The sequence below is a fragment of the Paenibacillus thiaminolyticus genome (genome assembly GCF_007066085.1).
Taxonomy (GTDB): Bacteria; Bacillota; Bacilli; order Paenibacillales; family Paenibacillaceae; genus Paenibacillus_B; species Paenibacillus_B thiaminolyticus.
Genome location: NZ_CP041405.1, coordinates 3,893,912 through 3,917,298, shown reverse-complemented (window position 1 = coordinate 3,917,298; position 23,387 = coordinate 3,893,912). Strand labels below are relative to the sequence as shown.

The 23,387-nt window shown below is 52.5% G+C and carries 15 protein-coding genes, 1 tRNA gene, 3 rRNA genes and 1 pseudogene; 2 read left to right on the top strand and 18 right to left on the bottom strand.

The window, feature by feature from the left end; genetic code table 11:
• Positions 1 to 18: 18 nt before the first annotated feature.
• Complete coding sequence (locus FLT43_RS17415; RefSeq protein WP_087441045.1) at positions 19 to 2,367, bottom strand: PAS domain S-box protein; 2,349 nt, start codon at positions 2,365 to 2,367, stop codon at positions 19 to 21.
• A gap of 332 nt (positions 2,368 to 2,699) precedes the next feature.
• On the opposite strand from FLT43_RS17415, the gene tadA reads away from it, so the two are divergent.
• On the top strand, positions 2,700 to 3,170 hold the full coding sequence (gene tadA, locus FLT43_RS17410) for a tRNA adenosine(34) deaminase TadA (protein WP_087441044.1): 471 nt from the start codon (positions 2,700 to 2,702) through the stop codon (positions 3,168 to 3,170).
• 124 nt (positions 3,171 to 3,294) lie between these two features.
• Here tadA and FLT43_RS17405 read toward each other — a convergent pair whose 3' ends face one another.
• The 14 genes from FLT43_RS17405 to guaB all read right to left on the bottom strand — a co-directional run bounded on the left by FLT43_RS17405 (position 3,295) and on the right by guaB (position 14,851).
• On the bottom strand, positions 3,295 to 3,912 hold the full coding sequence (locus FLT43_RS17405) for an ABC-2 transporter permease (protein ID WP_087441043.1): 618 nt from the start codon (positions 3,910 to 3,912) through the stop codon (positions 3,295 to 3,297).
• Complete coding sequence (locus FLT43_RS17400; RefSeq protein ID WP_087441042.1) at positions 3,909 to 4,781, bottom strand: ABC transporter ATP-binding protein; 873 nt, start codon at positions 4,779 to 4,781, stop codon at positions 3,909 to 3,911. The genes FLT43_RS17405 and FLT43_RS17400 overlap by 4 nt, the downstream gene beginning before the upstream one ends.
• A complete protein-coding gene (locus FLT43_RS17395; RefSeq protein WP_208620081.1) occupies positions 4,778 to 5,161 on the bottom strand; it encodes a GntR family transcriptional regulator in 384 nt (127 codons plus the stop codon). The genes FLT43_RS17400 and FLT43_RS17395 overlap by 4 nt, the downstream gene beginning before the upstream one ends.
• A gap of 171 nt (positions 5,162 to 5,332) precedes the next feature.
• Complete coding sequence (locus FLT43_RS17390) at positions 5,333 to 6,388, bottom strand: DUF6612 family protein (RefSeq protein WP_087441041.1); 1,056 nt, start codon at positions 6,386 to 6,388, stop codon at positions 5,333 to 5,335.
• Between the two features lie 149 nt (positions 6,389 to 6,537).
• The gene (locus FLT43_RS17385; protein ID WP_174818203.1) at positions 6,538 to 7,554 is read right to left on the bottom strand and encodes a YitT family protein; all 1,017 of its coding nucleotides are present in this window, start codon (positions 7,552 to 7,554) and stop codon (positions 6,538 to 6,540) included.
• 179 nt (positions 7,555 to 7,733) lie between these two features.
• Positions 7,734 to 7,886: a small acid-soluble spore protein P gene (locus FLT43_RS17380; protein ID WP_087441040.1), complete on the bottom strand. Its 153-nt coding sequence runs from the start codon at positions 7,884 to 7,886 to the stop codon at positions 7,734 to 7,736.
• A 27-nt stretch (positions 7,887 to 7,913) separates the two neighbouring features.
• Positions 7,914 to 8,081 carry a hypothetical protein gene (locus FLT43_RS29390; protein ID WP_164776500.1) on the bottom strand — a complete coding sequence of 56 codons (168 nt, stop codon included), beginning with the start codon at positions 8,079 to 8,081 and terminating at the stop codon, positions 7,914 to 7,916.
• On the bottom strand, positions 8,081 to 8,452 hold the full coding sequence (locus tag FLT43_RS17375; protein ID WP_087441103.1) for a hypothetical protein: 372 nt from the start codon (positions 8,450 to 8,452) through the stop codon (positions 8,081 to 8,083). Before FLT43_RS17375 ends, FLT43_RS29390 begins: the two co-directional genes overlap by 1 nt.
• A 146-nt stretch (positions 8,453 to 8,598) precedes the next feature.
• A tRNA-Ser gene (locus FLT43_RS17370) sits at positions 8,599 to 8,687 on the bottom strand.
• Positions 8,688 to 8,766: 79 nt separating this feature from the next.
• A complete protein-coding gene (serS, locus tag FLT43_RS17365; RefSeq protein WP_087441039.1) occupies positions 8,767 to 10,044 on the bottom strand; it encodes a serine--tRNA ligase in 1,278 nt (425 codons plus the stop codon).
• A 154-nt stretch (positions 10,045 to 10,198) separates the two neighbouring features.
• The gene (gene pdxT, locus FLT43_RS17360) at positions 10,199 to 10,792 is read right to left on the bottom strand and encodes a pyridoxal 5'-phosphate synthase glutaminase subunit PdxT (RefSeq protein ID WP_087441038.1); all 594 of its coding nucleotides are present in this window, start codon (positions 10,790 to 10,792) and stop codon (positions 10,199 to 10,201) included.
• Between the two features lie 17 nt (positions 10,793 to 10,809).
• Positions 10,810 to 11,694 (bottom strand): pyridoxal 5'-phosphate synthase lyase subunit PdxS, encoded by an 885-nt coding sequence (gene pdxS, locus FLT43_RS17355; protein ID WP_202947081.1) that lies wholly within the window; start codon positions 11,692 to 11,694, stop codon positions 10,810 to 10,812.
• A 173-nt stretch (positions 11,695 to 11,867) separates the two neighbouring features.
• A complete protein-coding gene (locus FLT43_RS17350) occupies positions 11,868 to 13,277 on the bottom strand; it encodes a D-alanyl-D-alanine carboxypeptidase family protein (protein WP_244194070.1) in 1,410 nt (469 codons plus the stop codon).
• A 110-nt stretch (positions 13,278 to 13,387) separates the two neighbouring features.
• Positions 13,388 to 14,851, bottom strand: a complete 1,464-nt coding sequence (gene guaB, locus FLT43_RS17345) for an IMP dehydrogenase (protein ID WP_087441036.1) — start codon at positions 14,849 to 14,851, stop codon at positions 13,388 to 13,390.
• Positions 14,852 to 16,638: 1,787 nt separating this feature from the next.
• On the opposite strand from guaB, the pseudogene FLT43_RS17340 reads away from it, so the two are divergent.
• Positions 16,639 to 17,843 (top strand): annotated as a pseudogene (locus tag FLT43_RS17340) (IS256 family transposase).
• A 347-nt stretch (positions 17,844 to 18,190) separates the two neighbouring features.
• Here the strand turns inward: FLT43_RS17340 and rrf are convergent.
• From rrf to FLT43_RS17325, 3 genes are all read right to left on the bottom strand, one after another.
• Positions 18,191 to 18,307 (bottom strand): 5S ribosomal RNA (gene rrf / locus FLT43_RS17335).
• A 61-nt stretch (positions 18,308 to 18,368) separates the two neighbouring features.
• A 23S ribosomal RNA gene (locus tag FLT43_RS17330) occupies positions 18,369 to 21,306 on the bottom strand.
• Between the two features lie 334 nt (positions 21,307 to 21,640).
• Positions 21,641 to 23,186: ribosomal RNA gene (locus tag FLT43_RS17325) — 16S ribosomal RNA — on the bottom strand.
• Together the 16S, 23S and 5S rRNA genes form the textbook arrangement of a ribosomal RNA operon.
• Between the last annotated feature and the right edge of the window lie 201 nt (positions 23,187 to 23,387).

Below are 23,387 nucleotides of genomic sequence, written 5' to 3'. Positions count from 1 at the left end.
TCTTTGTATCTCTAATCTCTAGGTCGGCATATTCTCCCCGGCCGGGACAGGCAGCCTGTCGGCCCCTGCCGGATGAGACGGGTCCACTGCCGGCAGCGTCACCATAACCTGCGTTCCCCGATTCAATTCACTCGTAATATCCATATTGCCCCGATGTCTGTGAATAATCTGCTGGCTCACCATCAGCCCCAACCCGGTTCCCTTCTCCTTGTTGGTGAAGAACGGATCCCCTAATCGGGACAGATCTTCCGCCGGGATGCCAATCCCATAATCCTTGATGATGACAATGACGCTCGCAGTCCCGCGCGCCTCCACGATCAACTCGATCTCGCCGCCGCAAGGCATCGCTTCCATCGCATTTTTCATAATATTGATAAAGACTTGCTTCAGCTGATTCTCCTCGCAGTCCACCAGAGGCACATCCTCATCGAATCGCTTGACGAATTCAATGTTGTGCAGATTGGCCTGACTGTCCAATAAGGAGAGCACGCTGTTCATAATGAGACGCACATCCTTCGGCTGGAACCGCACCGCCTGCGGCTTCGCCAGAATGAGGAATTCGCTGACGATCAGGTTGATCCGCTCCATCTCGGACAGCATTAGCTCGACATGGCTCGTATTGACACGCTTCGTCTGCTGCTGCAATTGCAGAAATCCGCGAAGCGTCGTCAACGGATTGCGAATTTCATGGGCGACGCCGGCAGCCAGTTGGCCGACAGTCGTCAGCTTCTCCGACCTCCGGAGCAGTTCCTCCATCCGCTTGCGGCTCGTCATATCCCGGGTAATGCTCGCCCAGGCGATGCGCTGCCCGTTCTCGTCATAGATCGGCGAAGTGCTCACGCTGACGTCGAGCAGCCGTCCATCCTTCGTCAGCCGCGTCGTCTCCCGATTGCTGACGGATTGGCCGTCGACAAGCGCCGCTTCCGATCTCCGCTCCTCCTCCATGGCCGATTCAGGCAGTGTGGGCAGCGGCTGGCCTACCACTTCCTCCTCCGTCCATCCGAACATATCGACGAAGGCCTGGTTCACCCGCTTTACCTGGCCCTGCAGATCGGTCACATGGATCGCATCATTCGACTGGTTGATGAACGATTCCAGATGCTCCTTCATCTCCCGGTTCTCTTCATAGAGCGCGGTTAACCGGCCGGTAGAGAGCTGAAGATTGCGGGCCATCATATTAATGCGATTGGCCAGCAGCCCAAGCTCATCCTGTCGCTCGATGTTCAACTGGGTGTCGAACTGGCCAGCGGATATCATATTGACCTTGTTCAATATCGACTTGATCGGCTTAATAATCATGCCTGCGAACAGATAGCTGCATATCAGGACCGCTTCCAGCAGCAGGACTCCGATCGCGATATTCCGCATCAATTGATCGTGCAGCGCCGCATTCAGCGATTCAAAATCCATAACTACGCTCAATACGTAAGGCTCCTGACTCTGCATTCCCTGAATCGGAACAAAGCCCTTAATAATAGGGCGCTTTTGATAAATGGCCTCATAGAATAACGGCTTGTTCTCGGCCAGCGCTTCCCGGACATAGCCGATGTCACGGTTGTCGCGGATATTATAAATCCCGTACAGCACCCGGCTGTCCTGCTGCCGAATATATTGGACGCCGTCGCTGCGCAGCGTAATCTTCGGAATCTGTTCCATCGCCCGCGGATTCAACGCGCTGATCTCCACCACATTCGCCTGGGTGCGAATTGTCTGATGGATGAGCAGATCCGGCTTGTTCAGCTCTGAATATACATCTACATTCCCGTCGCGTATATAAGGATTAATAATATAATCCCGCTTGCCGTCGTAGTAATACCCCCACTTGTCCATGAATTCCGGATTGGACGTCGAGACATCGAACGGACCGGACCAGAAATGGTTCATCGTCTGGCCTTCCTGCACCGTGACCGGCTCCCCGTTCAACATCTGTTCAAAGGCTTTGTACCAGTATCCCCAAGTGCGGGTGGACAGGCCGATCTCCTTGAGGTCGGACGACTTCTCGATAATAATATCCTCCCCGTCGGGGGAACGGTGAAGCAAAGAAATATGGGCGATTCCCAATTCCTTGGACAGCTTCTCGAGCTGTTCATCCGTCACCTCTTCCAACTTGGGAGGAAGCTTGTCCGCCGCATAAATGGAAGCAATATATAATTTCTCAGCCACTTGGATCTCAAATGCTTGGGAGGTCTGCAGAGATTGCTTGTAGGAGATATTAATCTGCTGCGCAATCACATTCATGCGCTGCTGCATTTCCTCGATCAGTTTATCCTTGGTGATAGTATAGGTGAGGGTCATATGAAGTAAGAGCACGACGAGCACAATACAAGATATCGATATGGATAATTTAGCTTTGATTGAAAGTTTCATGCTTCACCTCTATCAGGTGTCTATCCCAAGCTGTGGATAACTGGGACGACTTTTCCTGACAAATGTAGTATTTCACTGGATCTTTACATTCGAATCATATCTTAATCTATAGCATTTTGTCCATGTTTTTTGGAGATAACGAAGAATAAAGAGTATAATTGAATGCATCAGTGGACAGGTACAGAATGATTGCAAACATAGTTATACACAAAATGTGAACATCTATGGATAAAATGTGGATAATTATGTGCGCAAATTTGTTTATCCACAGATTTATGCACAGTGTGTTAACAATCCGAATGTCTGTTCGAGGAATAACGGGGGAATCAACAATGGAAGACATGATGGTACATGAACAATGGATGCGTGCAGCCATGGAGGAAGCGAAGAAGGCAGAGGATATCGGAGAGGTGCCGATTGGCGCCGTCGTCGTTCGGGACGGGCAGATTATCGGCCGCGGCCATAATCTGCGTGAGACGACGCTCGATTCAACCGCTCATGCGGAGATGATCGCCATCCGGGAGGCAAGCAGCGCCCTCGGAGCGTGGCGGCTGCTGGATTGCACCTTATACGTCACGCTGGAGCCGTGTCCGATGTGCGCGGGGGCGCTCGTTCAATCCCGCTTGCCGCGTGTCGTCTACGGGACGGCCGATCCGAAGGCCGGCTGTGCCGGAACGCTCATGAACCTGCTGCAGGAGCCCCGCTTCAATCATCGGGTCGACATTATCGAAGGCGTGCTGCAGGAGGAATGCGCTGCGATGCTGACCGATTTCTTCCGCCGTCTGCGGAAGAAGAAATCGTAGCGTCCTCCTCCTGGACTGCAATACTCCGGAGGATGCTGTAACACTGCGATTACTAGGGAGGCCTGGCGCCTGGATAGAACAATTACTTATGGCTCTGGGACAGGAGCCAGGCCTTCTCCTTCGGCTACAAATCCTTCTTCGCGAACCCGATCGCCGAAATCGCATAAGACACGCCATACAGGAGAAGCGATATCCCCATGCTCAGCGCGGAAAGTACGCCCAATGACATCCCGTCTCCCATACTCAGGTCTTTCGCCAGGTGGCTCAGAATTCCGGAAGATCCGAACAGAACGACCATCATGAGAACCATGGCTACCATGCCCTCCTTGTCCCCCAGCAGCAGATAGACCGGAATGTTGACGCTCAGGAGCATGATAATCAACGCGAGCGTCCACGCGACACTGGCCGGTTGAAGATCATACGAACCGCCCGCAAGCTTCAATCCAGCGGTCAGCATAATTCCAATCACGAGACCCGCCCCGGCATACAGCAGTCCGGTAACATACTTGGCTTTGACTATCTCGGTACGATGGACAGGCAAGCTGTAAACAAAGCGGAATCCCTCATTCCTTTTGTCTACTGACAGGTTGTTTATAAAAGACATGGCGCTCCCCAGCATGCCGGCGAACAACAGATTGTGAACCACCGGATAAGTAGAGAGAGAAAAAACAGCGATGAAGATCAGCAAAATAGGCAGAGAGCGCACGCTAACGACCAGTTCCTTCCGAATAAGCAGCATCATGAGAATATCCCTCCTGACTGAGTGCGTGTCGAATAAAACATAATATCCTCCAGCGAAGGACGCTCGAAGGACGCTTCCTTACCGAAAGCTTCCATTGCCTCCGCCCGTTCCCGCACAAGGCCCTCGAAGCCAACCTCAGTCTCCCGGATGCCAATGAACATCCGGCGGACATCATCGTCCAACAACCGCGAATCGCCCTTCACGATCGCGTACGTATCGAACAACTGGTCCTTCTCCCGATGGAACAGCACCTGCCCTTCATGAAGAAAAAGCACATAATCTGCCGCCCGATCCAGATCTGTCGTCACATGGGTCGAATACAGAATCGTCCGGTCCCCCTGCTCCATCCACTCCAGCAATAGCTCAAGCAGCTCCCTCCGGAATACCGGATCAAGACCCGCCGTAGGCTCATCCATCAGCAGAAGCCTCGGATGATGGGACAACGCCATGACGATCGCGAACTTCATCTTCATTCCTTTGGAGACTTGACCTACCTTTTGCTTGCCGGACAGGCCGAAGCGATCCATCAACCGCTTGTACAGCCCCTCATCCCAATTTGGATAGAACGGAGCGACGATACGCTTTATCTCATCCATGCGGAGCTGATGGTAGAAATGGCTCTCATCCGAAATATAGCCGACCTGGCGCTTAATGTCCCGCTCCCGATGCGGCATCTCCATGCCAAGCAGCTTAACGGCGCCCTGCTGAGGCTTGACGATGTGAAGGAGCATGCGGAGCAGCGTCGACTTGCCGGCTCCATTGGGCCCGATTAGCCCGGTAATATACCCTTGCTCCACCGTGAAGCTGATATTGTCCATGCGTCGGGTCGTATAATGCTTCGTTATCCCCTGAACTTCAATTGCGTTCATTCCTCTTCCTCCTCATACAGCAAGCGGATATGTTCCATCAGGTCGGCACAGGATACGTTCAGCGCCTTGGCTTCCTTTACGGACTCCTCCAGCTTCATCTCCATCTGATGAAGCCGCTGCTCCCGTACCAGCTCCGGATTCTCGCCGGATACGAACGATCCTCGCCCTACCATGCTGTCAATGAACCCTTCCCGCTCCAGCTCCTCGTATGCGCGCTTCGTCGTGATGGCGCTAATCTGCAAATCCTTCGCCAATCGACGTATCGAAGGCAGCGGGGTTCCCGGCGGCAAGTCCCCATTGAATATCCCCGTTCGGATCTGCCTCGCAATCTGCGCATAAATCGGCTCGTCCGTCGATGATACGATGCGAATATGAATCATTAGGCCTCCCCTAACCTTACTTATTGTATATAGACATTATATACATTAGCCACAAAGAATGTCAACGTCAACTGGAGGTTGGATTCGCCTGGACGGACAAGTTCATCTGTCGAACTCCATAACAAAAACCGGCTCTCGTCCATGAGAGCCGGTTTTCTTCTCGCTATGTTATTAATATCCAGCGAACATTTCCTCTAATTCGTCCATCGTAATGGCATCCGCTGGCTTGCCGATTTTGAATTCAACCGGCTTGTTGATGTTCGAATATTGGTTCGTCATCTTGGCGGCAATTTTCACTTGGTCTCCATCTTCGGTGAACTCAAGATTCACTACCGCACGTTGATACGTCGGGAATTGATCTTTATTAATGGCTGTCAACAAGCTAAGCTCATTGATTTTCATCGTTTCTTTAATCTCTTCGATACCCTTCTTCAATTCATTCTCGTCCGTAGCGATTTCCTTCTTCGCTTCTTCGATATCCGCCTTCTCCAGCTCGAACAGCTTGAGATACTCATCCTTGTTCAGCGCGTCGAGTGCGGCAGGAAGCGCGTCCTTCACCAATGTCGTCACGAATTGATCGAAGTTGTCATTGTTGACGTTGAATTTCACTACTTGATTCACATCTACGCCTTCCGGCAGAGCAGCTTCCTTCTTGTCGACATTAACGAAGAAAGATTTCTCGTCGAACTTGCCAAGCACGGCCTTCACCAGATCGTTAGACGCATTTTGCATCGTCTTCATGTCTGCTGCCGTAGGCATTGGTTCGCCGGATTCTTCTGCCAGCTGCTTCAGGTCGAACTCGATGAACTTGCCAACGATCTCGGTCGGCATTGGAAGCATCGGAATGTTCGGCACTTTAATCCACATCTTGTCTTCCGTCATTACCATTGGAAGCGTGAATGTCATTGCCATATCGCCCTGGAGCTTCACTTCCAGGTTCGCTTCAAGCTGCAATGGCTCCTGCTGGACAGCGCCGGAGATTTTCAGCTCCGCGTTCTTCAGCATGCTCATGACCATCTGCGCGTTCGGATCCGTCGCGCTCGCTGCATTAATTTGCAAATCATCGATTACGATGGATGTTTCGAATCCGTATGATTTCAATTCAAGCGCCTTTTCAAATGCGCCTTCAACCGCTGCTCTTGGAGCAGCCGCTTTGGCCCCGCACCCCGTGATGATGAGAGCGAAGACAAAGAAGATCGCCAACGCGCCCTTATACCATCTTTTCATGTTTACGTTCAGCTCCCTATCCCATTTTGTCGTATCTGGATAACCCAATCCATATTACCCTATACGAATGAATTTGAAAAGAGTTCCAAAGATTTAAATATCGTGACTTGCTGCACAGACATGCGAAATATGTCCTACGCCCTTGCTGCCTAGTGAATATCTTTCTTTTTGAAGCGTCCGCCCTTCACGTCATGGATATTGCCGATCGCCAGAAACGCTTGCGGATCCTGCTCTTCGACGATGGATTTCAGCTTCGCTTCCTCCAACCGGGTAATGACCGTGAAAATAATCTTCTTCTCGTCGCCGGAGAAGCCCCCTTCCCCATTCATGTACGTCACCCCGCGGCCCAGCCGGCTCAGGAGCGCATCCCCGATGGCCTTATAGTTCTCGCTAATAATCCATACTGCTTTGGAATCATTCAAGCCTTCTACCGTAATATCAATCATTTTGAACGCAATGTAATAGGCAATCAGCGAATACATCGCCCGATCCCAGCCGAATACGAAGCCTGCGCTCGACAGAATGAACAGGTTGAAAAACATGACGATTTCGCCGACAGAAAAAGGCGTCTTTTTATTCAGCAAAATGGCCACGATTTCCGTACCGTCCAAAGAGCCGCCGAAGCGGATCACCAACCCTACGCCGATCCCTAAAATGATGCCGCCGAATACCGCTGCCAGAAATGTATTCTCCGTGAACGGCTGCACCGGATGCAGCAAGGCGGTGCTGAACGACATGACAGCGACGCCAAGCAGGGTCGATAACGCAAACGTTTTGCCGATCTGCTTGTATCCCATGATGAGGAACGGAATGTTGAGAAGAAAGAGAAACACACCAAGGGGAACAGAGGTAACATGGGACAAAATAATGGATATCCCGGTGACACCGCCATCGGTAATCTGGTTGGGAACGAGGAATAATTCCAACCCGACGCCCATCATGATCGAGCCGAGCGCAATGAATATAATTTGTCGCAGCATCTTGGCAAAGCCCATCTTCGTATGCTGGTAAGACGGCTGCAGCGCCGCGACGGCCGCCGCAGGGTCTATTCCTGGAATGGACGCTGCCAACATGGCGTTGCTATTATGTTCTGCGCCGGCTTGCTCATCGCAAGTGCGCTGCGATTGCTCTGCAAATCCGGATTGTTCCTTCGGGGAGTCTGTCATCGCATTCACCTCTCTATTATGTCGTACCTATTATTATATCGGAATAGAGCATGGTTAGGTTACGGTTGGTAAAAATTTTTCAATCTCTTAATGAGCGGATCAAAAAACGGCCTCCTCCCGATGGGGGAAGAAAGCCGTGAAATCACTTACGTATGAAGGCTTGCGATTCGATGATTAGGTCAGCCTTCCGGGTTATTATGGCTTACATGATTGGCGGTCTTGACCTTCTTTGAGCCCGACAGCGGCTCTTGAATTGCTTTGCGGCCTTCCGCTTCATGATGGCGGACCGGCTGCTCCGCAGCGGGAACAGGGACAGTTTTGGGCTTATTCATTGAAAACCACGTTCCTTTCAAAAAGTTTTAATAATGCTCCAGATCGGTAGGCTTGTCATGATTCAACGCATCCTGATGCCTCCGGTCATTGCGATCCTGCTGAATCTGCTGCGCATGATGCGAATTGGCCGGGGCCGTCTCGAGATCTTCAATCACATTGCTCAAATTTTTATCCTTATCTCGTGTGTTCATCATTACCCTCCGTTCACCGTCGTATCGCCATGATGGGTCAGATCATGAAGATGCTGGGCGCATTCATGAATATGTCTCATGTAATCCTGCGCCATCTCCTGCACCGGTTGCGTCCGTTCGTCAATATGCACGCCGTCGCGCTCGACATCGATTAGCTGCAGATCAATCTCCCTCGAGTCGACATAGCTGCAATGGAAGTCGAATGTGTAGCTCGTACGTCCGTCACTGTCGATATGAATGAGAAATGCTTGCGGATTCGCGGCATCCGGCAGAACGGTCGCTTTGTTGCCCGGCTCTAATTTGTTCGTCAACGTTTGCTGCCATGCAGCCACAAGCTGATGTTGATCCACTTGTACGATATCCTTGTCGTTCATGACCACACCTCCACTATTCCTTTACAGTGTGTGGCGCGGACCACGATTTTATACTATGCCGGCGTCATCTCCAAAATACGTCCATTGCCGGTATATGCAAAAAACCTTTGCCGGTATCGGCAAAGGCTTCATTATCATGACTATAATGGCGGAGAGGGTGGGATTCGAACCCACGTGGGCTTGCACCCTAACGGTTTTCAAGACCGCCCCGTTATGACCGCTTCGGTACCTCTCCATTGGTTGACTGCCCGATTCAAGTCGGACAGTCTATATTTTAGCATGATTGAATTCATCACGCAACTGTATATTTTTGGTTACGGAGTCAGACGTTCCAATCCACCCATATACGGACGCAGCACATCCGGAATGAGGACACTGCCGTCTGCCTGCTGGTAATTTTCCAATATCGCGGCGACCGTACGGCCGATCGCGAGTCCCGACCCATTCAGCGTATGAACGAACTCCGGCTTCGACTTCGCATCGCGGCGGAAGCGGATGTTCGCGCGCCGTGCCTGGAAGTCTTCGAAGTTCGAGCAGGAGGAGATTTCGCGGTAGGTACCGCTGCTCGGCAGCCATACTTCCAGATCATACGTCTTCGCCGAGCTGAAGCCCAGGTCGCCCGTGCACAGCGCCATGACGCGATAAGGCAGCTTAAGCTGCTGCAAGATGTTCTCGGCGTGGCGGGTGAGCGATTCCAGTTCTTCATAGGAGTCTTCCGGCTTCACCAGCTTCACCATTTCAACCTTATTGAACTGATGCTGGCGGATAAGCCCGCGGGTATCGCGTCCTGCCGCACCGGCTTCGGAACGGAAGCAAGCGCTGTAGGCCGTGTAGTACCGCGGCAGATCCTCCACGTTCAGAATCTCATCCCGATGCAGATTCGTAACGGGCACTTCCGCCGTCGGGATCAGGAAATAGTCCGTCCCTTCCAGCTTGAACAGATCCTCTTCGAACTTCGGAAGCTGTCCCGTTCCGATGAGGCTGTCCCGATTGACGATGAGCGGCGGCAAAATTTCTTCATAGCCATGCTGCATCGTATGTACATCCAGCATGAAGCTGATAAGCGCCCGCTCCAGACGCGCGCCGGCCTTCTTATAGAAGACGAAGCGCGAACCGGTTACCTTGGCGGCCGCTTCAAAATCAAGAATGCCCAAGTCTTGAGCTGCATCCCAATGCGCCTTCGGCTCGAAGGAGAAGGATGTCGGCTCGCTCCAGCGTCGAATCTCCACATTCTCCTCTTCCTTCAGGCCGACAGGCACGCTCTCATGCGGAACGTTCGGGATAGCCAGCGTCATCTCGACGATCTGGGCATCGATGTTCCGGATTTCCTCATCCAGTTCCTTAATGCGGTCCCCAACCTCGCGCATTTCGGCAATCAGATCATCGGCGGATTCTCCCGCCTTCTTCTTCTTCGCCACTTCTTGAGAGACGACATTGCGGCGGTTCTTCAGCTGCTCCGTCTCCTGCAGCATCTCTCTGCGGCGAGCATCCAGTTCAGGGAACTCGACGATCATCTCTTTCGATTTGCCTCGCTGCTCCAGCGCTTGCTCTACCCGTGCAAACTCATTTCGCAATACTTTGGTATCTAACACTACCGATTCCTCCTACGCATGCAGAAAGGGCGATTGCCCCTTCCACGAAGCAAGGAGCACCGATTCTGCCTCTATGACTGATTCATTAAAAACACCTTAACCTGTCCCTTGAAGGAATCGCAAGTCAAGGTGTTTTTTTCATTGCGTTCTATCTTTATCCTGCTGCAATTCCGCTCTGTTTAACCATATCTGCAAAATAACGATGAAGATTAACATCATCCGTCAGCTCCGGGTGGAAAGAGCAGGCCAGCAAATGGCCTTGTCTGGCGACAACAATCTCTTCATTCACTTTGCACAGCACGTCCACGCCGGGACCAGCTTCCGTAATAAGGGGAGCCCGGATAAATACCGCCCGGACCGGCTCATCCACCCCGATAACGTCCAAGTCGGTCTCGAAGCTCTCGCGCTGCCGTCCGAACGCATTACGGCGCACCGTGATGTCCATTAGCGCCAGATGCGGTTCTTCAGCCCCGCCCTGGCCGGCGATGCGCTTGGCCAGCACGATGAGTCCGGCGCATGTGCCGAAAAGCGGCTTCCCCTGGGCGGCAAAAGCACCGATCGCCTCCATGAAGCCGTATTTCCGCATCAGCTTCCCGATCGTCGTGCTCTCTCCGCCGGGAATAATCAATCCCTCGACTTCCTGCAACTGTTCGGGATGCTTGATGGCTAACGCGGTGACTCCGATGGCTTCCAGGCTTCGCATATGCTCTCTGACGGCCCCTTGCAGGGCCAACACCCCGATATTCATACCTGTTCCCTTCCTTCTTACCAGCCGCGATCCTGCATGCGCTCGGATGGCGCCAGCTTGGAGATCTCAATCCCCTTCATCGGCGTGCCCAGGTTCTTCGATACTTCCGCGATCAGCGCGAAGTCTTCGAAGTGGGTTGTCGCTTCCACGATAGCGCGCGCGAATTTCTCCGGGCTGTCGGATTTGAAAATGCCGGAGCCTACGAATACGCCGTCTGCCCCCAAATGCATCATCAGAGCCGCGTCAGCCGGTGTAGCGACACCCCCCGCCGCGAAGTTGACGACCGGCAGCTTGCCGTTCTCATGCACCTCAAGCAGCAGCTCGTAAGATACGCCCAGATTTTTCGCTTCCGCATACAACTCGTCCTTCGACAAATTTTGAACTTTGCGAATCTGGCTGTTAATGAAGCGCATATGACGCACGGCTTCTACGATGTTCCCCGTTCCCGGCTCGCCCTTCGTGCGAATCATGGCCGCCCCTTCGCCGATGCGGCGCAGCGCCTCGCCCAGATCCTTCGCTCCGCAGACGAAAGGCACCGTGAACGCTTGCTTGTCAATGTGATACACTTCATCCGCTGGAGTCAATACCTCGGATTCGTCAATATAGTCAACGCCAAGCGATTCCAACACTTTGGCTTCTACGTAATGGCCAATGCGGGCCTTCGCCATAACAGGGATGGAGACAACCTTCATGACTTCCTCTACAATGGTAGGATCCGCCATCCGTGCGACGCCGCCTGCGGCGCGGATGTCCGATGGAACTCGCTCCAGCGCCATGACTGCCGTAGCGCCGGCCGCTTCCGCAATCTTTGCTTGCTCCGCGTTCATGACGTCCATAATGACGCCGCCTTTTTGCATTTCTGCCATTCCACGTTTAACACGAGCTGTACCTGTTTCCATTATGCCTGCCTCCCGCCATTTACTATCGTAATGATGCCCGGAGGATTCTTCAGCATCCCCTGCTGCAGCCTATCGGGCCAACCGTAATGGTCTATCCCCCTATTGTACATGATAGAACAGGGAATACACAACCGATTTTGTCGGAATTGCCTGGCCGGAACGGCCAAAATCGTCCTTTAGAACAAATTTTTGATGGATTGGAACAAATCAACGAAAAATTCTCCGATGGCCCGGAAAAATAACCGCCACCAGCTGCCCTTTTCCACCTCTTCCGAGGCAATCAAATTTACGGTCTTCTTCTGCTCCAAGCCGTTATCTTTGTACGTGAACGTAATCGTTCCGACCTTCTGCCCGTTCTTGATTGGCGCAACCAGCTCGTTGGCCGGAGTGAGCTTCTCTTCATGCGTAACTTTGCCTTCCGTGCTGGCCCCCTTCGCCACGACGAAATTGACGCCGGTCTCAGGCACAACAGGCACCTCGGTCGAGACGCCCTTCTTAATCGGAGCCGCTGCGACGCCGTCCACCGCCTGCTTCGGAGCTACGACGGACTGGACTTCATAGTTGTTATACCCGTGATCAAGCAGCTTGGCGGTTTCTACGAACCGTTTTCCTTTATCGTTAATATCCGTGCCCATGACGACGGAGATGAGGCGCATGCCATCCCGTTCCGCCGTTCCGGCAAAACAGTTGCCCGCTTCGTTCGTGAATCCCGTCTTCATCCCGTCGAGGCCTGGATACGCATACCGCTTGAAGTTCGGAATATTCTTATTCGCTTCCAGCATCCAGTTCAGATTTTGAATCGGCGTCTCGTCGCGCTCGCGGAACTTATATTCCTGGATCGTCGTAAAGTCCCGGAATTCCGGATGCTTGATGACAATCGCACGAACGAGCTTCGCCACGTCCATGGCGGACATGACGGTCTCATCCGTACCTTCTGGACGGAACTTCTCCGGCATATCCTCCCGGCCTAATCCGGTCGAATTGATGAAGTGCGCCGTCGTCATGCCCAGCTTCTTCGCCGTCTCGTTCATCAGGTTCGCGAACTCTTTCTCGGTTCCCGCGATCCGCTCCGCAAGCGCTACCGTCGCATCGTTCGCCGATCCGATCGCCATCGCGATATATAGATCCCGAACCGTATGCTTGTCCCCTTGCGCCAGGAAGATGCGTGAGCCTCGCGTCAGAGAAGCATGCTCGGATGTCGTGACCTCTTCGTCCCATGACAACTCCCCGTTCTTCACCTTCTCCATGACGATGTACTCCGTCATCATCTTGGTCATGCTGGCCGGAGGCTTAGGGGTATTCGAATCAATATTTACAAGCACTTGTCCTGTGCTAGCTTCCATTAGAATAGCCGATGTTACTTCCAATTTGAGCGACTCCTTGGTCGTCTTCACCGCAGACGCAGACTCGCCCTTATTCGCTGCGGCTTCCCCTTTCTCTGCCGTCTGTGCAGCAGCTTCGGCAGCAACCATGCCAGCCGAAGGAAGCAGCGTGAATGTAAGTATCTGGCAAGCCGTTGCAAAAGCGACGATGCGCTTCCACTTGCCTTTTTTTGTCGCGTCTTGTTGTTTCAACACTATCGTCATCTCCTCTCCCATTGAATCCATATGTTATTCTATCACAGCGGGACAGACAAAAAAAAGGCAAGGGTGTTGGACCCTGCCTTCTTTTGCCGATAAAACGGGATATTAATATTTTACAAGGAATAATTTGGCGCTTCCTTCGTAATTTGCACGTCATGCGGATGGCTTTCACGAAGGCCGGCACCCGATATTTTGACAAAATGCGTATCGTTCTGCAGCTCTGTCAGATTATGCGTACCGCAATACCCCATGCCTGCCTTCAAGCCGCCCATCAATTGATGAATGGTATCAGCGAGCGGCCCTTTGTAAGCGACGCGGCCTTCGATGCCTTCCGGCACGAGCTTCTTCTCGTTGCTGCTGTCTTGGAAATAACGGTCCTTGCTGCCCTTCTTCATCGCGCCCAGGGAGCCCATGCCGCGGTATACCTTGAAGCGGCGGCCCTGGTAAATCTCCGATTCGCCCGGGCTCTCTTCTGTGCCAGCCAGGAGGCTTCCCAGCATGACAGCCGATGCCCCTGCCGCGATCGCCTTCGTAATGTCGCCGGAGTACTTGATGCCGCCGTCGGCGATGACCGGGATGCCATACTCGCGTGCAACCGTGGCGCAGTCATACACCGCCGTAATCTGCGGAACGCCGATACCGGCGATAACCCGAGTCGTACAGATGGAGCCCGGCCCGATGCCGACCTTGACCACCGAAGCGCCTGCTTCGATCAGGTCGCGCGTCGCTTCGCCAGTCGCCACATTCCCGGCGACAATCGTCAGCTCCGGATACAGCTCGCGCAGCTTCCGTACCGCTTCAATAATATTGATGTGATGGCCATGCGCCGAATCGACGACGATGACGTCTACGCCAGCTTGCACCAACGCTGCCGCCCGATCGAACGAATCTTGGGAGATGCCGATTGCGGCGCCGCAGAGCAAGCGTCCTTGCTCATCCTTGGCCGATTGCGGGTATTGGATTGCTTTCTCGATATCTTTTATCGTAATGAGGCCTTTCAGCGTGTTCGTCTCGTCCACCAGAGGCAGCTTCTCAATTTTGTGCTGCTGAAGAATGATTTCTGCTTCTGGAAGAGTTGTGCCGACGGGTGCGGTCACCAGATTCTCATGAGTCATGACTTCCTTGATTTGAATGTTGTAGTCATGTACGAAGCGCAAGTCACGATTCGTCAAAATCCCGACCAGCTTATGCTGCTCGTTCACAATCGGAACACCACTGATCCGGTATTTAGCCATCAGCTGGTCCGCTTCTTCTACCGTATGCTCGGGAGACAGCGAGAACGGATTCGTAATAACCCCGCTCTCTGAACGCTTGACGCGGTCAACCTCCTCCGCTTGGCGTTCGATCGACATGTTTTTGTGAATAATGCCGATTCCGCCTTCGCGCGCAATCGCGATCGCCAGCGGCGCTTCCGTTACGGTATCCATCCCTGCACTAATCATCGGAATGTTCAACTTTACTTTGCTGCTCAACTGCGTAGATACATCTGTTTCCCGTGGCAATACATTCGATTTACGAGGCACCAATAGCACATCGTCAAACGTTAGTCCTTCTTTTGCAAACTTAGACTCCCACACCAGTAAGTTCCTCCCTTAATGTAAAGTTGCACTCAGCGGACAAACCCTTGTAATGACGGGCTTGTCCGCTGATTAGAATACTCTCTCTCAATATATTAATTGCAATCTTAGCAAAGCGCCTTACCCCTGTCAAGGAAAGGTTGCAGGAATCCGCACTTTGTTTTCAATTAATTTCAGTAATTTTACAAACGAATGAATGTCCACTCCACAAATACATTTCGACAAAGGTCATGCCCTGAGCGATGAAGCATTCGATCTGGTAACCTGTCACATAAGGTGACCTTTCCTGGGTGATTCTATGCGCGTAGGAACGCATTCCGATGGGGCGGATGAAATCCTTCGCGTTATTCCAGGGAATAGTGCTATTCACCGGAATACGCTCGCCGTTAGGGCACGTCGCGTTCTGTGTGCGTTCTGCGGCGTTCCCTTGGCCTTATTCGCACGTGCACGAGGCCAGTTAACCCGGGCGTCATGCAGGCCGGATAGGGTCGGCTTGCCCGAAAAGCTTCAATACTGCAGTTCTCCTGCCCGGCCATAGTCAGTACGGGAAATGCTACAGATCTGTACAGTTTGCCTAGGTAGGCCTCTTCGGCAGGCGACATCCGGCAATCTGCACGATTTCTCTAGATACACCTATTCAGTAAGCGAAACCCGGCAAACTCCACGTTTTCTCTAGACACGCCTTTCGGTAGGCGAAACCCCGAAAACTGTACAATTTCTCTTTAGACACGCTTATCCAGAAAGCAAAACCCGGTAAAACTGTACCACGCCTATTCAGTAAGCGAACTACTGCGCATATGCAGCAATTCCATCCACACTCTCAATCCCAGGAGGTCAGCACACGAGGTCAGCCCAGGAAGCAACGACGTCTCCAGGATACGACGCTGCCTCTTGGTTCCAGGTGATGCCTCTTTTCACTAGACACGCCTATCCGGTAAGCGAAATCCTGCGCAAATGCAGCAATTCGATAGGCACCGCTTCACCAAAAGGGCAATCCTGCAAAACTGCAGGAATTTCCCCCGATTCACTTCGACTTGGAGCAAAATGGACTAAAATGATATAGATTTGCAGGAATTCATCGGGATGTGGACTCATTGGGCCGAAATTCCTGTAAGAACGCAGCAATTCCCTCCACACGCTCAACCCCAGGAGGTCTGCCCACGAGGTCAGCCCAGGAAGAAACGACGTCTCCAGGATACGACGCTGCCTCTTGGTTCCCGATGATGCCTCTTTTCACTAGACACGCCTCTTCAGTAAGCGAAATCCTGCGCAAATGCAGCAATTTGATTTGCACCGCTTCACCAAAAGGGCAATCCTGCAAAACTGCAGGAATTTCCCCCGATTCACCTCGACTTGGAGCAAAAGGGACTCAAATGATGTAGATTTGCAGGAATTTCTCAGGAAGTGGACTCATTGGGCCGAAATTCCTGTAAAAACGCAGCAATTCCCTCCACACGCTCAACCCCAGGAGGTCTGCCCACGAGGTCAACCTAGGAAGCAACGACGTCTCCAGGATACGACGCTGCCTCTTGGTTCCCGATGATGCCTCTTTTCACTAGACACGCCTATCCGGTAAGCGAAATCCTGCGCAAATGCAGCAATTTGATTTGCACCGCTTCACCAAAAGGGCAATCCTCCAAAACTGCAGGAATTTCCCCCGATTCACTTCGACTTGAGCTAAGTCCATATAATTGTGTAAAAAGAAAATGGCAAAAAAGAAGAGCCATAGCAAGGATCCTCGTATAGAATGAGGTTGTCGAGACAACATTCCGATGGAGGATCTAGCTATGACTCAATACCAGATTACCCTAGATTCACAACTTTTGCATCAACTGTTTTTATCCGAATCAAGAGATGCGGGGATTGCGGCCCTATTAGAGTCCATCTTGAATCAAGTGTTGCAGGCACAAGCAACGGAACAGCTGAAGGCGGGGCACTATGAGCGCTCAGAAGAACGTGCAGGTTACCGTAATGGATCATATCCGCATCGGCTGACAACACGGGTGGGGCAATTAACCCTGCAAGTACCACGTTTCCGCAACGGTCAGTTCTCTACGGAACTTTTTTTCTCGGTACCAACGCAGTGAGCAAGCTCTTGTCTTAGCCATGATGGAGATGGTGCTCAATGGGGTATCAACGCGAAAAGTAAGCAATATCACCGAAGAACTGTGCGGGACGGAGTTCTCCAAATCGACCGTTAGTGAGCTATGCAAGCAACTGGATCCCCTCGTAGAGGAGTGGAATAACCGAAAACTGGACAAGGCCTATCCCTTTCTTATTGTCGACGCCCTGTACGTCAAAGTCCGGGAAGACGGTCGTGTACGCTCACGTGGCGTGATGATTGCAACAGGGATTAATGCGGAGGGCTACCGGGAAGTGCTTGGACTTACCGTAGATGATACCGAGTCAGCCGCAACGTGGGGAGCTTTCTTTACGCACCTCAAAAAGTCGCGGGTTGCACGGTGTTGATGTCATTACCAGCGACCATCACGGTGGTTTGGTAAGTGCGATTCGGCAACATTTCCAAGGCGTAACCTGGCAACGGTGTCAAACCCACTTTATGCGGAATATTCTGGACGCTGCTCCTAAAGCATGCCGTGATGAATTGAAGGCCCATGTGAGGGCCATCTACGAAGCCGCGGACGAGACCAGTGCCCGTACACTGCTGAAGCGGACACAAGAAGCATTTGAAGACAAAGCTCCAAAGGCCATGAGGGTCTTGGAAGAGGGTTTTGACGATGCGACAGCGATCTTGGCACTTCCAGCTGCCTGTCGGATACGTACGCGCACCACAAATGCTGTAGAACGTCTAAATGGCGAGTTGCGGCGTCGAGAACGCGTCATTCGCATTTTTCCCAACCGAGCCTCTGTCCTTCGTCTTTTTGGAGCCTTGTTAATGGAGCAGGACGAAAAGTGGTCCGCCGGGAAAAAGTATATCGAGATGAAAGAGTACCATGAGTGGCGGAAGAAGCTCAACAGGCCTGCAGCTTAGGCATCTTTTTGCTCTGGCAATCTCATCGAGGATTTTACACATAAATTTGGACTTGACCGGGATGTGGACTCATTGGGCCGAAATTCCTGTAAAAACGCAGCAATTCCCTCACACGCTCAGCCCCAGAAGATCAGCACATGAGGTCAGCCCAGGAAGAAACGACGCCTCAGGAATACGCTATGATGCCTCAGGAAGCAACCGCGCCCGCCGCGCCTTCAGGATCCGATAATCCCGCAGGATGCGATGACATGTCCGTCCGGTTCACCGTCCTCCGGTTCGCCGCATTCCCTGCATTCTTCCGTAGATATAGAAAAAAACCACCGACAGAAAGTCAGTGGTCTTTGTCTGCTTGGCAGCGTCCTACTCTCCCAGGACCCTGCGGTCCAAGTACCATCGGCGCTGGAGGGCTTAACGGTCGTGTTCGGGATGGGTACGCGTGGAACCCCTCCGCTATCGCCACCAAACAGATAAGGTATTGTACCTTAAAAACTGAATGCGAAAGTTTGTCTTGCGAATCATCTTACTTAGGATAAGCCCTCGACCGATTAGTATTGGTCAGCTCCATGCATTGCTGCACTTCCACCTCCAACCTATCTACCTCGTCGTCTTCAAGGGTCTTACCAATGTGGGAAATCTCATCTTGAGGGGGGCTTCACGCTTAGATGCTTTCAGCGCTTATCCCTTCCGTACTTGGCTACCCAGCTATGCCTCTGGCGAGACAACTGGTACACCAGCGGTACGTCCATCCCGGTCCTCTCGTACTAAGGACAGCTCCTCTCAAATTTCCTACGCCCGCGACAGATAGGGACCGAACTGTCTCACGACGTTCTGAACCCAGCTCGCGTACCGCTTTAATGGGCGAACAGCCCAACCCTTGGGACCTACTTCAGCCCCAGGATGCGATGAGCCGACATCGAGGTGCCAAACCTCCCCGTCGATGTGGACTCTTGGGGGAGATAAGCCTGTTATCCCCAGGGTAGCTTTTATCCGTTGAGCGATGGCCCTTCCATGCGGTACCACCGGATCACTAAGCCCGACTTTCGTCCCTGCTCGACTTGTAGGTCTCGCAGTCAAGCTCCCTTCTGCCTTTGCACTCTTCGAATGATTTCCAACCATTCTGAGGGAACCTTGGGGCGCCTCCGTTACTCTTTAGGAGGCGACCGCCCCAGTCAAACTGCCCGCCTGACACTGTCCCCGAACCGGTTCCACGGTCCCAGGTTAGAACTCCGATACGATCAGGGTGGTATCCCAACGGCGCCTCCACCGAAGCTGGCGCTCCGGCTTCTCAGGCTCCCACCTATCCTGTACAGACCGTACCAAAGTCAATATCAAGCTGCAGTAAAGCTCCATGGGGTCTTTCCGTCTTGTCGCGGGTAACCTGCATCTTCACAGGTATTAAAATTTCACCGGATCTCTCGTTGAGACAGCGCCCAAGTCGTTACGCCATTCGTGCGGGTCAGAATTTACCTGACAAGGAATTTCGCTACCTTAGGACCGTTATAGTTACGGCCGCCGTTTACTGGGGCTTCGGTTCATAGCTTCGCCTTGCGGCTAACCACTCCCTTAACCTTCCAGCACCGGGCAGGCGTCAGCCCGTATACTTCGCCTTACGGCTTCGCACAGACCTGTGTTTTGCTAAACAGTCGCTCGGGCCTATTCACTGCGGCCCCTCGGGCTATTAACCCTACCGGGGCACCTTCTCCCAAAGTTACGGGGTCATTTTGCCGAGTTCCTTAACGAGAGTTCTTCCGCGCGCCTTAGAATTCTCTTCTCGCCTACCTGTGTCGGTTTGCGGTACGGGCACCTTTACCTGGCTAGAGGCTTTTCTTGGCAGCATGAAATCAAGACCTTCGGTACTGTAATTTTCCCTCCCCGTCACAGCCCAGCCTTACGGTCAGCGGATTTGCCTACTGACCAGCCTCACTGCTTGGACGAGCATCCATCAGCTCGCGTCCCTATCCTTCTGCGTCCCCCCATTGCTCATAACGGCTACGGTGGTACAGGAATTTCAACCTGTTGTCCTTCGACTACGCCTTTCGGCCTCGCCTTAGGTCCCGACTTACCCTGGGCGGACGAGCCTTCCCCAGGAACCCTTAGGCTTTCGGCGGACATGATTCTCACATGTCTTTTCGTTACTCATACCGGCATTCTCACTTGTGTACAGTCCAGCAGTCCTTCCGGTCTGCCTTCAACCCGGTACACAACGCTCCCCTACCACTGATGCAAAGCATCAATCCATAGCTTCGGCGGTACGTTTAGCCCCGTTACATTTTCGGCGCAGAGTCACTCGACCAGTGAGCTATTACGCACTCTTTAAATGATGGCTGCTTCTAAGCCAACATCCTGGTTGTCTGGGCAACTCCACATCCTTTCCCACTTAACGTACACTTAGGGGCCTTAGCTGATGGTCTGGGCTGTTTCCCTCTTGACAACGGACCTTAGCACCCATTGTCTGACTCCCGGATAATAAGTCCATGGCATTCGGAGTTTGACTGAGCTTGGTAACCCTTGGCGGGCCCCGCACCCAATCAGTGCTCTACCTCCACGACTCTTCCTCCGAGGCTAGCCCTAAAGCTATTTCGGGGAGAACCAGCTATCTCCGAGTTCGATTGGAATTTCTCCGCTACCCCCACCTCATCCCCGAATTTTTCAACATTCGTGGGTTCGGGCCTCCAGTGCGTGTTACCGCACCTTCACCCTGGACAGGGGTAGATCACACGGTTTCGGGTCTACGCCTACGTACTCATTCGCCCTATTCAGACTCGCTTTCGCTGCGGCTACGGCTTTTCACCTTAACCTTGCACGTAAACGTAACTCGCCGGTTCATTCTACAAAAGGCACGCCATCACCCTGATGAAAACAAGTTTCATCATAGGGCTCTGACTTCTTGTAAGCACACGGTTTCAGGTTCTATTTCACTCCCCTTCCGGGGTGCTTTTCACCTTTCCCTCACGGTACTGCTTCACTATCGGTCGCCAGGGAGTATTTAGCCTTAGCAGATGGTCCTGCCGGATTCCCACGGGGTTTCACGTGTCCCGCGGTACTCGGGATCCGTCTCGGAGGGCATTTACTTTCGAGTACAGGGCTTTTACCTTCTTTGGCGGGCCTTTCCAGACCTCTTCGTCTAATAAACACCTTTCTGACTCCATGTGAGACGTCCCACAACCCCGGAGAGCAAGCTCTCCGGTTTAGGCTTTTCCGCGTTCGCTCGCCGCTACTGACGGAATCACTATTGTTTTCTCTTCCTGAGGGTACTTAGATGTTTCAGTTCCCCTCGTATGCCTCTTCACACCCTATGTATTCAGGTGTGAGTGACTGCCTATTACAGCAGCCGGGTTTCCCCATTCGGACATCCCCGGATCGATGCTTGCTTACAGCTCCCCGAGGCAATTTCGTCGTTCGCCACGTCCTTCGTCGGCTCCTGGCGCCTAGGCATCCTCCGTGTGCTCTTACTAGCTTAACCTAGCAAGGTAGTTCAAAAAGTCCCTTTTGATCACGAAGGATTTCAGGGTGCCACTCGGCATCGAATCTTGCATTCAGCTTCGAAATGCGGTGCTCATGTAGTCTCAACTACACTGCTCTCCTCTTTCTTCCGCTTCAAGCAACCTTCTCGGTGCTGAAAAGTGGCCTTTTTAAACCATCATTATTTATAAGGATGATTCTAAGCTTTACTTTCGCGATTCAGTTTTCAAGGTACAAGTGAAAGGGATTATCCTTTCAAAACTGAAAACGAGTGATGTTTGTGTTGGAAGCAATGCTTCCTGTTATGTCTCCGTCGCAGGAGACGTAATCCTTAGAAAGGAGGTGATCCAGCCGCACCTTCCGATACGGCTACCTTGTTACGACTTCACCCCAATCATCTACCCCACCTTCGGCGGCTGGCTCCTTGCGGTTACCCCACCGACTTCGGGTGTTGTAAACTCTCGTGGTGTGACGGGCGGTGTGTACAAGACCCGGGAACGTATTCACCGCGGCATGCTGATCCGCGATTACTAGCAATTCCGACTTCATGCAGGCGAGTTGCAGCCTGCAATCCGAACTGAGACTGGCTTTTTAGGATTCGCTCCACCTCGCGGCTTCGCTTCCCGTTGTACCAGCCATTGTAGTACGTGTGTAGCCCAGGTCATAAGGGGCATGATGATTTGACGTCATCCCCACCTTCCTCCGGTTTGTCACCGGCAGTCACTCTAGAGTGCCCAACTTAATGCTGGCAACTAAAGTTAAGGGTTGCGCTCGTTGCGGGACTTAACCCAACATCTCACGACACGAGCTGACGACAACCATGCACCACCTGTCACCTCTGCCCCGAAGGGAAGCCCTATCTCTAGGACGGTCAGAGGGATGTCAAGACCTGGTAAGGTTCTTCGCGTTGCTTCGAATTAAACCACATACTCCACTGCTTGTGCGGGTCCCCGTCAATTCCTTTGAGTTTCAGTCTTGCGACCGTACTCCCCAGGCGGAATGCTTAATGTGTTAACTTCGGCACCAAGGGTATCGAAACCCCTAACACCTAGCATTCATCGTTTACGGCGTGGACTACCAGGGTATCTAATCCTGTTTGCTCCCCACGCTTTCGCGCCTCAGCGTCAGTTACAGCCCAGAAAGTCGCCTTCGCCACTGGTGTTCCTCCACATCTCTACGCATTTCACCGCTACACGTGGAATTCCACTTTCCTCTTCTGCACTCAAGTCACACAGTTTCCGATGCGACCCGGAGTTGAGCCCCGGGTTTAAACACCAGACTTACATGACCGCCTGCGCGCGCTTTACGCCCAATAATTCCGGACAACGCTTGCCCCTACGTATTACCGCGGCTGCTGGCGTAGTTAGCCGGGGCTTTCTTCTCAGGTACCGTCACCTATGGAACAGTTACTCTCCATAGCGTTCTTCCCTGGCAACAGAGCTTTACGATCCGAAAACCTTCATCACTCACGCGGCGTTGCTCCGTCAGACTTGCGTCCATTGCGGAAGATTCCTACTGCTGCCTCCATAGGAGTCTGGGCCGTGTCTCAGTCCCAGTGTGGCCGATCACCCTCTCAGGTCGGCTACGCATCGTCGCCTGGTGAGCCGTTACCCCACCAACTAGCTAATGCGCCGTAGGTCCATCCATAAGTGGCAGATTGCTCCGCCTTTCCCGATTCCCTCATGCGAGGAAATCGACTATCCGGTATTAGCCCACGTTTCCGTGAGTTATCCCAGTCTTAAGGGCAGGTTACCTACGTATTACTCACCCGTCCGCCGCTAAGCTAATGGTTTCCCGAAGGAAACCGTCGCTCCGCTCGACTTGCATGTATTAGGCACGCCGCCAGCGTTCGTCCTGAGCCAGGATCAAACTCTCCATAAAAGTAGTTTGACTTGCTCATTCTATTGCTGACGAGGTCAAAATGACCTCTTGCACAAACATCACTCGTTGTTCAGTTTTCAAAGAACAATCTTGTTTCTTTTCTTGCTGTCCCGCATCTCTCAGCGGCGACTTTTATAATATACCACGGCTTTCTTTTTCGTGCAACAGGTAAAATATTACTTTTTAAAATTTCGAATTATC